Origin of the sequence: Pseudomonas sp. MIL9 (genome assembly GCF_016887925.1) — a bacterium.
Lineage (GTDB): Bacteria > Pseudomonadota > Gammaproteobacteria > Pseudomonadales > Pseudomonadaceae > Aquipseudomonas > Aquipseudomonas mohnii.
Genome location: NZ_JAFEHE010000017.1, coordinates 1 through 12,121, shown reverse-complemented (window position 1 = coordinate 12,121; position 12,121 = coordinate 1). Strand labels below are relative to the sequence as shown.

The 12,121-nt window shown below is 51.3% G+C and carries 12 protein-coding genes; all 12 read left to right on the top strand.

Going from position 1 to position 12,121, the window contains the following annotated elements; genetic code table 11:
• The first annotated feature begins 167 nt into the window (after positions 1-167).
• On the top strand, positions 168-446 hold the full coding sequence (locus tag JQF37_RS18345; protein ID WP_103405718.1) for a hypothetical protein: 279 nt from the start codon (positions 168-170) through the stop codon (positions 444-446).
• A 151-nt stretch (positions 447-597) separates the two neighbouring features.
• Positions 598-894: an integration host factor subunit beta gene (gene ihfB, locus JQF37_RS18340; protein WP_033055808.1), complete on the top strand. Its 297-nt coding sequence runs from the start codon at positions 598-600 to the stop codon at positions 892-894.
• 27 nt (positions 895-921) lie between these two features.
• Complete coding sequence (locus JQF37_RS18335) at positions 922-1,161, top strand: LapA family protein (protein ID WP_204149744.1); 240 nt, start codon at positions 922-924, stop codon at positions 1,159-1,161.
• Positions 1,162-1,368: 207 nt separating this feature from the next.
• Positions 1,369-2,445, top strand: a complete 1,077-nt coding sequence (gene rfbB, locus JQF37_RS18330; RefSeq protein WP_204149743.1) for a dTDP-glucose 4,6-dehydratase — start codon at positions 1,369-1,371, stop codon at positions 2,443-2,445.
• On the top strand, positions 2,442-3,335 hold the full coding sequence (gene rfbD, locus JQF37_RS18325) for a dTDP-4-dehydrorhamnose reductase (RefSeq protein ID WP_204149742.1): 894 nt from the start codon (positions 2,442-2,444) through the stop codon (positions 3,333-3,335). The genes rfbB and rfbD overlap by 4 nt, the downstream gene beginning before the upstream one ends.
• On the top strand, positions 3,332-4,222 hold the full coding sequence (gene rfbA, locus JQF37_RS18320; protein ID WP_204149740.1) for a glucose-1-phosphate thymidylyltransferase RfbA: 891 nt from the start codon (positions 3,332-3,334) through the stop codon (positions 4,220-4,222). Before rfbD ends, rfbA begins: the two co-directional genes overlap by 4 nt.
• 443 nt (positions 4,223-4,665) lie before the next feature.
• Entirely contained in the window at positions 4,666-6,108 is a 1,443-nt protein-coding gene (locus JQF37_RS18315) for a mannose-1-phosphate guanylyltransferase/mannose-6-phosphate isomerase (protein WP_204149739.1), read from the top strand.
• 125 nt (positions 6,109-6,233) lie between these two features.
• Positions 6,234-7,601 carry a phosphomannomutase gene (locus JQF37_RS18310; protein WP_204149738.1) on the top strand — a complete coding sequence of 456 codons (1,368 nt, stop codon included), beginning with the start codon at positions 6,234-6,236 and terminating at the stop codon, positions 7,599-7,601.
• Complete coding sequence (locus JQF37_RS18305; RefSeq protein ID WP_204149737.1) at positions 7,601-8,395, top strand: ABC transporter permease; 795 nt, start codon at positions 7,601-7,603, stop codon at positions 8,393-8,395. Before JQF37_RS18310 ends, JQF37_RS18305 begins: the two co-directional genes overlap by 1 nt.
• Positions 8,395-9,615, top strand: a complete 1,221-nt coding sequence (locus JQF37_RS18300; RefSeq protein ID WP_204149736.1) for an ABC transporter ATP-binding protein — start codon at positions 8,395-8,397, stop codon at positions 9,613-9,615. Before JQF37_RS18305 ends, JQF37_RS18300 begins: the two co-directional genes overlap by 1 nt.
• On the top strand, positions 9,612-11,825 hold the full coding sequence (locus tag JQF37_RS18295) for a glycosyltransferase (RefSeq protein WP_204149735.1): 2,214 nt from the start codon (positions 9,612-9,614) through the stop codon (positions 11,823-11,825). The genes JQF37_RS18300 and JQF37_RS18295 overlap by 4 nt, the downstream gene beginning before the upstream one ends.
• An 84-nt stretch (positions 11,826-11,909) precedes the next feature.
• Positions 11,910-12,121 (top strand): IS66 family insertion sequence element accessory protein TnpB (tnpB, locus tag JQF37_RS31725; protein ID WP_275424144.1); only part of this gene is annotated, 212 nt, incomplete at its 3' end.

Below are 12,121 nucleotides of genomic sequence, written 5' to 3'. Positions count from 1 at the left end.
CCTTTTTTGTGTCTGGAATTTACCAGGAGTGATGGCAGTGTGGGTGGGGGGAACCCAGCGTAACCAATAGCTGTCTCTTTCTTTAATCGGATCAATCGTTTATTTGCAGCTAGTCTTTAGACTGAGTCGAACGACAGTCGGGCAGAGTGCCTGGCATAAGGAAGTGAATGAACAAGCTCATTGTCGCAATAGCAATTCTGACATTGGCGGGTTGTACGACTAACGCCAAGACTCACGCTGTGCGTGGGGTCAGTGGTATTGAGATTGATTGTTCGGGGCTGGGCTCGGGGTGGGACAAGTGTCATAAGCGAGCGGCCAAGGAGTGCAAGGCGGCAGGCTATAAGGTTGTGGCCAGGTCCGATGATGTCAAGGAAGAAGATGAGTTTCCCTTTGGCTTCAACCCTGCGGGTTATCTGACTCGCACCATGCTGGTCATCTGTAGATGAGCGTGCGGCGGCGAGTAAGTGTAGCAATGCCCTGAAATCGGGCATTTTGTGGTGGGTAGGGGGATGTTAAAACTCGGACTGTTCAAAATCATCCGGGCGTGCTAAAACCTTTGAAGCGCTGATCTAGCTGCTTGAAAAAGAAGGGAAAAATATGACGAAGTCGGAGTTGATCGAACGAATTGTCACCCATCAAGGGCTGCTCTCATCAAAAGATGTGGAGCTGGCTATCAAGACCATGCTTGAGCAAATGTCCCAATGTCTGGCCACGGGGGATCGTATCGAGATCCGTGGTTTTGGCAGTTTCTCCCTGCACTACCGTGCGCCGCGTGTAGGTCGCAATCCAAAAACCGGTCAGTCCGTCAGCCTCGACGGCAAGTTCGTTCCGCATTTCAAGCCGGGAAAAGAATTGCGTGATCGTGTAAACGAGGATGAAGAGGAAGTCCTTTGACTGTCGCCGCTCATCAAGGAGCCGCTCATGCGTAATTTAAAACGAGTGCTTCTTGGTATCTTCATACTGTTGCTGGTGCTGGCGATCCTGGCCTTCGTGCTCGAAAACCAGCAGTCAGTTTCCCTATTGTTTCTCGGCTGGGCCGGGCCGCAAATGCCAGTCGCTCTCGTGATGGTCATCGCATTGCTGATCGGTATGGTGATCGGGCCGCTGCTAAGCTGGTTTATGGGGCGAACGTTCAGAGCTTCGCGCAAGCGGCTTGTCTGAATATGGTGGGTGCGTGACGGTCGCTGAATTAGCGCCACGGATGTCTATATCCATTAGTAAAACATTCATTAAGCTGTAAAATGCGGCCGTTATTCGATTGTGGCGCGTTCACATATCGAAATGATTGGGTCTGACAGATTTTTGCATTCATGGATTAGACAGTGCTCGATTCCCAGCCCTGTCAGCAGCTCAAGGGTGTGATATCGAGTGAAAATTCTAATTACCGGTGGTGCAGGGTTTATTGGTTCGGCAGTTATTCGTCATATCATCTCCCGCACTGCTGACTCTGTTGTTAATGTCGATAAGCTTACTTATGCCGGTAACCTTGAATCATTGGCCGAGGTTAGCCAGAACCCGCGCTATGTTTTCGAACATGTCGATATATGCCATCGCGGTCATATCGACCGCATCCTGCATGAGCATCAACCTGATGCCATCATGCACCTGGCGGCAGAGTCCCACGTAGATCGCTCGATCTCCGGCCCGTCTGAGTTCATCCAGACCAACATCGTTGGCACCTATACCTTGTTGGAGGCTGCACGCCACTACTGGGCGGCGCTGGATGATTCGCGTAAAGCCAGCTTCCGTTTTCACCACATCTCGACCGATGAGGTGTACGGAGATCTTGAAGGTCCGGAAGATCTTTTTACCGAAACAACGCCTTATCAGCCGAGCTCCCCGTACTCGGCAAGCAAAGCCAGTTCCGATCACCTTGTTCGAGCATGGGCTCGTACTTACGGTCTACCAACGCTGGTTACCAACTGCTCCAACAACTACGGTCCGTGCCATTTCCCTGAGAAACTGATCCCGTTGATCATTCTCAATGCATTGGAAGGCAAGCCATTGCCAGTTTATGGCAAAGGTAATCAGGTTCGTGATTGGCTCTATGTCGAAGACCATGCGCGTGCATTGTACAAAGTCGTAACCGAAGGTGTTGTTGGTGAGACATACAACATCGGCGGCCATAACGAAAAACAGAACATTGAGGTGGTGCAAACGCTGTGTGCGCTGCTTGATGAACTGCGTCCAGACTCGGCTTATCGACCGCATGCCAGTCTGATTACCTATGTTCAGGATCGTCCAGGCCATGATCTTCGCTATGCGATCGATGCAAGCAAAATCCAGCGCGAACTGGGTTGGGAGCCGGAGGAGACCTTTGAATCCGGTATTCGCAAGACCGTCGAGTGGTACCTCGAAAATACCGAATGGGTGGCGCATGTGAAGAGCGGTAGCTATCAGCAGTGGATAGACCAGAACTACGCAGACCGCTCGAACCAGGTATGAAAATCCTCCTGCTGGGAAAAAACGGCCAGGTGGGCTGGGAACTACAGCGCTCCCTTGCACCGCTTGGCGAATTGATCGCATTGGATCGCCAAACCGTCGATGGCTTGTGTGGCGACTTGTCAGATATCGATGCTCTGCGCTCAACGATCCGTAAGGTTAAACCTGATGTTATTGTCAATGCTGCAGCCTATACCGCTGTCGATAAGGCTGAGGCAGAGATCGATCTGGCCGATCTTGTCAATGGTCAGGCAAGTCGGGTTATGGCGGAAGAGGCCGCATCCCTGGATGCTTGGCTGATTCACTACTCGACCGACTATGTCTTTAGTGGTCAGGGTGCTACGCCATGGCGGGAAGCAGATTTGGTCGCGCCGGTGAATCGCTATGGCGCCAGTAAGTTAGCCGGAGAGCAGGCGATTATTGCGTCGGGCTGTAAGCATCTGATTTTCCGCACTAGCTGGGTTTATGCCGCTCGTGGCAATAATTTCGCGAAAACTATGTTGAGACTGGCCAGGGAGCACGAAGCCCTGAACGTGATCGCGGATCAGATCGGTGCGCCCACCGGTGCCGAGCTGATCGCTGACGTCACCGCGCTGGCTCTTCAAAAAGTCAGGCTGAATTCCGAGTTGACGGGCATTTATCACTTGGCTGCGAGTGGCGAGGTTTCTTGGCATGGCTATGCTGACTACGTCATCAACTTTGCTCGAAGCCAGGGTGAGCTGCTGGCGGTGAAGGTGGTTAATCCGATCGATACGACTGATTATCCGACACCTGCTCGCCGGCCTTTGAACTCGCGTTTGAACACACAGAAGCTCCGTGACAATTTCTCTCTATACTTGCCGGATTGGCAAAGTGGCATAACCCGAATGCTCAGGGAAGTACTGAATAAATGACCACGACAAATCGCAAAGGCATAATCCTGGCTGGCGGTTCCGGCACACGCCTGCACCCTTTGACCCTTGGTGTGTCCAAACAGATGCTTCCCATCTACGACAAACCGATGATTTTTTATCCTTTGTCGGTACTCATGCTCGCGGGGATGCGTGAAATCCTGATCATCTCCACGCCCGAAGACCTGCCGAATTTTCGCAAGCTGCTCGGTGATGGAAGCTTGTATGGCATCAACCTGACCTACGCCGAGCAACCTAGTCCGGATGGTCTGGCACAAGCCTTCATCATTGGTGAAGAGTTCATCGGTAGTGATCCTTGCTGCCTGATCCTGGGCGACAACATTTTTTACGGACAAAGCTTTTCTGAAAATCTGCGTTCGGCTACCGATAAAGAGCAGGGAGCGACAGTATTCGGCTATCACGTATCTGACCCGGAGCGCTTCGGGGTGGTGGAGTTCGATGCCGCCGGAAGGGCGTTGAGCATTGAAGAAAAGCCGCAGAAACCAAAATCCAACTATGTGGTGACCGGCTTGTATTTTTACGACAATCAGGTTGTGGAGATCGCCAAAAGTATCAAACCGTCAGAGCGCGGGGAGCTGGAAATCACTGATGTCAATCGCGTTTATCTTGAACAAAATGCCTTGAATGTTGAAATTCTTGGGCGCGGCTTTGCCTGGCTGGACACCGGCACTCATGACTCTCTTCTTGAGGCCAGTCATTTCGTGCATACCATTGAGAAGCGCCAAGGTCTGAAGGTGGCTTGTCTCGAAGAGATTGCTTACAACAGTGGATGGATATCAGCAACGGAGTTGTCGGCTCAAGCCGCACGGCTTGGCAAGACAGGCTATGGCCAGTACCTGAAGAAGCTTCTGGATGTGTCTGGTCGCTGATATTTGATCGATATTATTGTTTGATGTTATTTTGATGGCATCTGACTGAAACACTATTTTGGTTTCAAGCGATTTTTTGTCTACGGTCTTCCGCATGAGTTATTAATTCCCGGCACTAGCTGTAGAATGGCCGGCAGAATTTTCTGATTCAGCTCAGCATTGCATGCCCTGATCCTGTGATTTTCATTACCTTTTCTGGTAGGCCTCCGTATGTCGATATCACCTCCGAAAAATGGGGGGGACGCTGTAATATTCGAGTCGCTGGCAGATCAGTCATCGAGCTGCCTGGCCCGAAATTAATGGGGTTGGATCAAGGCCGAGCTTCGCTTGGGCTGTTGCGTGAGCAAAAAATTTGCATCGATGACGATGCATGAACAACCGGAAATATAACTGAGCCCACTTTCTGGAAGCATTTACCAGAAAGGGGATTAAGGATTTAGAGCATGGAACTGATTCCCGTAATTTTGTCTGGCGGAGTGGGTAGCCGGTTGTGGCCCGTTTCTCGAGAGGCCCATCCAAAGCCGTTCATGGAGCTGCCAGATGGGCAGAATCTGATCCAGAAAACCTTCCTGCGTGCTGCGCGCCTGGAAGGCGTTGTGGAGATTCTTACGGTGACTAACCGTGAACTCCTGTTCAAGACTGAAGACGAGTACGGCGCAGTCAATACGGCGAAGCATGCTCAAGGTTTTATCCTCGAACCATTCGGTCGTAATACGGCTGCTGCGGTGGCTGCGGCTGCACTTCAGTTGGAGGCCACCCATGGCTCAGACGCCCAGATGCTGGTGTTGGCTGCAGACCATCTGATTCAAGACGAACAAGCATTTTCCACTGCCGTCGCCAAAGCCATGGCCCTTGCTGCCGAAGGCTGGTTGGTCACCTTCGGTATCCAGCCGACGTACCCTGAAACCGGCTTTGGTTACATCGAAGCGCAAAAAGACGCTCCTTTGAAGGGGGGGTTGAAAGTAGCGCGCTTCGTCGAGAAGCCTAATCTTGAGACTGCTCAGGATTACGTCAGTGCAGGCAACTATTACTGGAACTCCGGTATGTTCTGCTTTCGGGTGGGTACGGTTCTCGAAGAGCTTCGTCAGCATGCGCCGGACGTTGTGGCAGCGGTCAGCAAGACGATTGAAACCTCCCGTCTTTCCACTTCCGCCAAGTATCGCTGCCTGGCGCTAGACCCTGATGCATTCGCCGAAGTCCCGGACATTTCTATCGACTATGCGTTGATGGAGCGTTCTTCCAAAGTCGCCACCGTTCCCTGTGATATCGGCTGGAGTGACATCGGTTCCTGGAACGCCGTCAGTGAGCTGACCGAGCCTGACGAGAACGGTAACCGCTTCGAAGGCGAGGTGCTGTCCCATGCCTCTCGCAACAACTACGTAAACAGTGAAGGTCGACTCACCGCTCTGGTAGGTGTTGAGGACTTGCTGGTGATCGACACCCCGGACGCGGTGATGATTGCCCACAAAGACCATGCCCAAGATGTAAAACATATCGTCAATCAGCTCAAGGCCAGCAGCCACACCGTTCATTTGCTCCATCGCACGGTACATCGCCCTTGGGGGACCTACACAACGCTGGAAAATGGTGAGCGCTTCAAGATCAAGCGCATCGTAGTGAAGCCAAAGGCATCTCTTTCGCTGCAGATGCATCACCATCGAAGCGAGCACTGGATCGTCGTTAGCGGTATGGCTGTGGTCGTCAACGATCAGCAAGAATTGATGTTGAACACCAACGAGTCCACCTTTATTCGCGCCGGCCATCAGCACCGTTTGATGAACCCGGGTGTTATCGACCTGGTGCTGATCGAAGTACAGAGCGGTGACTATCTGGGCGAAGACGACATCGTGCGTTTTGAAGACAACTACGGTCGCGTCGACAAGTAAGACAGTCAACCCAATGCGAGCCCCGCGTCTTGCGGTGGCAGCGCGCCAGCGGCATCAGGCTCTGGCGGTCCATTCTTACCGTTGCCGCCTAAGGGCGGCATTGGACATTTCAGCTAGTGAGTAGAATGTATCCTCCTATCGTGACGCAATGCTTCAAAGCATATGACATTCGTGGTCAGGTCCCCGCTCAACTCAATGAAGATATCGCCTACCGCATAGGTCGCTCGCTCGTGGTCGAATTGCAGGGAAATACCTTCGTAGTCGGCCAGGACATGAGGCTCGAAAGCCCGCCTCTAGCGGCAGCGCTGATACGTGGCATTACTGAGGCAGGAGCCGATGTCATCGATATCGGGCTGTGTGGCACCGAGGAAGTCTACTTCGCGACCAGTCACTACAAGGTCGATGGCGGTGTGATGATCACCGCCAGCCACAATCCCAAGGGTTACAACGGCATGAAACTCGTCAAGGCCGAGTCTCGCCCTATCAGCGGTGACACGGGGCTCGACGCAATCCGCCAGCGTGTCGATCATGGTGACCTAGGTACCGTCGCCGCAGAACAAGGAAAGGTTCGTCAAGCGTTCGACAAGACTCCCTACATCGACCATTTGCTCACTTACGTCGACGTGAGCGCCTTGAAACCCCTCAAGATCCTCGCTGATCCGGGCAACGGCGCTGCCGGCCCCGTGCTTCAAGCACTGGCGGCGCGGCTGCCGCTGCAGTGGGTATTCATCAACGAAGAGCCCGATGGCCACTTTCCCAATGGCGTACCCAATCCGCTGCTGCCCGAGAACCGCGAACTGACTCGTCAGGCGCTGCTGGCCAATCAGTGCGACATGGGCCTGGCCTGGGACGGTGACTTCGATCGATGCTTCTTCTTCGACGCCGATGGTCGGTTCATCGAAGGCTATTACCTCGTCGGTCTGTTGGCCGAGATGCTGCTGAAACAACACCCTGGCAGCAAGATCATCCACGACCCGCGGTTGACCTGGAACACTATCGAGCAGGTGGAGCAGGCGGGTGGTATCGCCGTTCAGAGCAAAACCGGGCATGCGTTTATCAAGGAGCGCATGCGTGAGGAAGATGCGGTGTATGGCGGTGAGATGAGTGCTCATCACTACTTCCGGGATTTTGCGTATTGCGATAGTGGGATGATTCCGTGGTTGTTGGTGGCTGGTTTGATGACAAGCTCCGGAAAGACATTGGCACAATTGGTTGACGAGAGGATTACTGCTTTCCCTTGCTCTGGGGAAATCAACTATCGGGTGTCGGACGTTGATGCAACGCTGAACAGGGTTCGCGCACGTTTCTTCACTGAAGCGCTTGAGGTTGATGAAACGGATGGCGTCAGCATATCTTTCCCTACGTGGAGATTTAACATTCGCGGTTCGAACACCGAGCCCTTGCTGCGATTGAATATAGAAACCCGAGGTGCCGCCGAGAATCTCAAGGCTCTTCTGGCTGAAGTTGAATCTCTGATTGAGGTAGCATCGTGATGCCCGTGGCGATCAAAGCGCTGTGGAATTATCGCGGCTTCATTTTAGGCAGTGTTAAACGTGAGTTTCAGGCCAAGTATACGAATTCGATGCTGGGCGTCTCGTGGGCGATCATTCAGCCGTTGGCGATGATCCTCGTATACACGGTCATTTTTTCGCAAGTCATGCGCGCAAAATTACCGGGGGTCGAGAGTGTCTTCGGTTACAGTGTCTATCTGTGTGCGGGCATTATTACGTGGGGTTATTTTGCGGAGGTCGTGGGGCGTGCGCAGAATATATTCATCGAGAACGCTACGCTGCTGAAAAAACTAAGCTTTCCACGCTTGTGTTTGCCGGTCACGCTGGTATTGAGCGCCAGTCTCAACTTTTTGATTATTTTTTCGTTGTTTTTGGTGTTTTTACTCGTGACCGGGCAATTTCCAGGGTTGGCATTTATCGCCCTGTTTCCGGTGCTTGCCATCCAACTATTGTTTGCCATAGGCCTGGGTGTTTCATTAGGGGTATTGAACGTTTTCTTTCGAGACATAGGTCAGCTGTTTGGCGTAGTGCTGCAATTCTGGTTTTGGCTGACGCCGATTGTTTACCCTGCCAATATCCTGCCCGCTCAACTACAGCCATTCATGCAGTTGAATCCTATGGCTTCTGTCATTGGCGCTTATCAGCAGATCCTCGTACACGGTCAGTTTCCCGATTGGCTATCGCTGTGGCCAACAGCAGTCCTGAGTATTTGTTTATGCCTGTGGGGGCTGAAGTTGTTCAAGAAACACTCCGGTGAACTGGTGGATGAGCTCTGATGGGTAGCATAAGTGTTCGCAATCTAGGCAAAGCCTACAAGGTTTACAGTAACCGCTGGTCGCGTCTCGCGGAGTGGATGATCCCGTTCAGTGGTACGCGACATCGCCTCAAATGGGTTTTGAATGATCTTAGTTTCGAGATCAAGCCTGGGGAGGCAATGGGCATCATCGGAATGAACGGTGCAGGTAAAAGTACTCTTCTGAAAATGATCACCGGCACCACTCAGCCTACCCGTGGAACCGTCGCAATCAAGGGGCGCGTCGCTGCTCTGCTGGAGTTGGGCATGGGCTTTCACCCCGACTTTACTGGTCGACAGAACGCGATCATGGCGGGTCAATTGTTGGGCTACAGTGTTCAGGAAATAGATGAACTCATGCCTCAGATAATTGAGTTTGCGGAAATCGGCAGTTCGATCGACCAACCTGTTCGAATGTATTCCAGTGGCATGCAGATGCGCTTGGCTTTCAGTGTCGCTACCGCTAACCGGCCTGATGTGTTGATCGTCGACGAGGCGTTGTCGGTGGGCGATGCCTATTTCCAGCACAAGAGCTTTGAGCGGATCCGCAAACTCCGTGAAGAAGGCACAACATTATTGATCGTCTCCCATGACAAGGCGGCTATCCAGTCAATTTGTGATCGCGCCATTCTGCTGAACGAAGGGAATATTGTAATTGAGGGCAGTCCTGAGGCAGTAATGGACTACTACAACGCTATGTTGGCCGAGCGAGATAGCGAGTCGGTTCACCAGGCTGTAACGGCTCAAGGCAAGCTCCAGGCGTCGTCCGGTTCAGGTGAGGCCACTGTCGAAGAGATTATTCTGGTCAGTGAAGATGGAGCTCAGGTAGAAACGGTCAATGTAGGGCAGCAGGTCGTGCTGCGAGTCACCGTGCGTGCCTTCGAGGATCTGCCTAAGTTAGTGTTGGGGTACATGATCAAAGATCGTTTGGGGCAGGAAGTGTTTGGTACCAACACCTTCCATTTGGACCGAAAGATCGAGCATATAGTGGCAGGTTCAAAATTGGTCTTCAATTTTGCGTTTTCCGCCAATCTGGGGGAAGGCACCTACTCAGTTGCTACCGGTTTGCATGATGCTGATACGCATTTGAGCAAAAACTACGAGTGGAGAGATCTGGCCTTGATTTTTAATATCGTCAATTTGGATAAAGACGGTTTTGTGGGCGTTTCCTGGATACCGCCAAATTTGGAGCTTCATCGATGAGCAAAGGATTTTATCGCGCATTCGAAGATAAACTTCGCGGATCGCGACAGTTGATCAAGAGTCGTCTTAGTGTTTATCTTCCTTTCATCAATGCAGTGAAAGATCTATATCCAGACGCACAAGCTGTGGATCTGGGGTGCGGCCGCGGCGAGTGGCTGGAGCTATTGGCCGAAAATGGTATTGTCGCGCGGGGAGTTGACCTTGATGATGAGATGTTGCAGGCATGTCGGGACATTGGTCTAGATGTAGCTACTGCCGATGCCTTGACATTCCTCAAGTCCGTCCCGAATGAAAGTCTTTTTCTGGTGTCCGGATTTCATTTGGTGGAGCATATACCCTTTGAAGTGCTTCAGGATCTGGTTGTCGAGTCGCTTCGTGTACTGAAGCCTGGTGGATTGCTGATCCTTGAAACACCAAATCCGGAGAACCTGGTCGTTGGGACGTCCAATTTTTATCTTGACCCAACGCATATTTGCCCTATTCCACCGGCTTTACTCTCATTTGTTCCTGAGTACTATGGATTTGGCCGCGTGAAAACAGTGCGTCTTCAAGAGTCCGTAGCATTAGTTGATAATGCAGAAGTCACTCTGTTAGACGTCTTGCAAGGAGTAAGTCCCGACTACTCAATTGTTGCACAAAAGAGTGCAGCGTCTGACATCATGACGGCAACCGGGCAGCCGTTTGATAAGGAGTATGGATTAACCCTCCATAATCTAGCAACTATATATGATCGAAAACAAGTAGCTCAAATATCTGAAGTAAAAGCAGAGTTGGCCTCTATTTATGGAAGTCGGTCCTGGAGGTTGTCGGCGCCAGTGCGATGGTTTGAGCGAAATTTTTTGAATGCAAATAAAAAAAAATCGGTCCAAAGCGTGAAGTCGGTGTGCTGGAAGATATTAGTACCTTTTCTCAGGGTTATTAAGAGTGTGCTGGTATTTATCGTCATTCGTTGCCCTCCATTAAAGCATCTCGCAAAATGGTCCGTCGCGCGCTTTCCAATTGTCATGCGTCTAATTCGTCGAATTGAAAAGAGCGGGATCAATTACGCGACTATGACACCTAGTCGAGAGGGTAGCGAACTATTTATTGATGTGACACATGTGTTTACCGAGGATTTACGGACCGGAATTCAACGCGTCGTCCGCTCTATCTCAGTCGAGATTGAACAAGATTTTTTACCAGGGGTTAAAGTTGAGCCTGTCTATTTAACAGATGCCGGTGGCTATTGGCACTATCGGTATGTCAATGGTTTCGCTGACGATTTTGAAGTCGTAGTTCCAAAGAAGGGCGATATATTTTTAGGGCTGGATTTGAATGCCCGAATAGTGGGGGCTGTGCAGACGGGGCTTTTTCAAGACTGGAAAATGCGCGGCGCCAAAATATCCTTTGTGGTCTATGACATTCTCCCGATCGAACACCCGGAATGGTGGCCTGGGGACGTTGGACGGCATCACGAAGAGTGGCTTCGTTCGGTATTGAGTATTTCCGATAATTTGATTTGTATCTCTCGTGCGGTATGTGACTCAGTCCGAGCCTGGGCGCTAAGTGCAGGGTATGAAAATAATAATATTCCCGTCATGAAATCATTCCATCTCGGGGCGGATGTCGAGAACTCGCTTCCGTCTCGTGGAATGCCTGGAAATGGCGAAAGTATTCTGGCTGCAATGGCACGCTCCCCCAGTTTCTTGATGGTGGGAACTGTAGAACCCCGTAAAGGGCATGCTGTAGTGCTTGCTGCCTTTGAAAAGCTTTGGTTGAGCGGAGCAAATGTAAAACTTGTTATTGTTGGCAAGCAGGGTTGGCTTGTCGAAGACCTCGCCATTAAGTTACGGAACCACGTTGAGTTTGGTCTTAACTTGTTTTGGTTGGAGGGGGCAAGTGATGAGTATCTGGATAAACTCTATGATGCAGCGAGCTGCCTGATCGCTGCTTCCGAGGGCGAAGGGTTTGGTTTGCCATTGATTGAGGCTGCACAGCATAAGCTTCCAATTATCGCGCGTGATATTCCTGTTTTCAGAGAGGTTGCAGGAGAGTATGGCTATTATTTTTCTGGCTCTGATCCCGACAGTCTTGCTAATGTGATATTGGAATGGTTGGCGCTCTATGAAGTAAATAAACATCCGCTATCAGTAGATATGCCTTGGTTGACTTGGAAGGAAAGCGCTCAGCAGTTACGAGCAATTATCGGAGCGAGTGCGAATGATGGTTGATAAGTTGTAAGGCTATAGTAAAAAACCGCGAAAAGCGGTTTTTTGTATCCGCTCTATCAACGCACTTCCTAAGAAATTGAGTATGTGTTTGGTTTTTTACAGAATCCCGCGACGTATGATGAGGCGCTAGCTCCGGAAAGGGATTGGGTAGCTCCGGCATCAAATTTCGGCTTTGAATGTGGGGTTCATGGAGCGGTTACGAAGATTTTGTATTGGGAACGCAACGGCTTTTGCCTTTGGCTAAAGCGCCTGGAATCCGAGCGCTTCAAAACATCGCCGGATTGTTCGGATGAAGC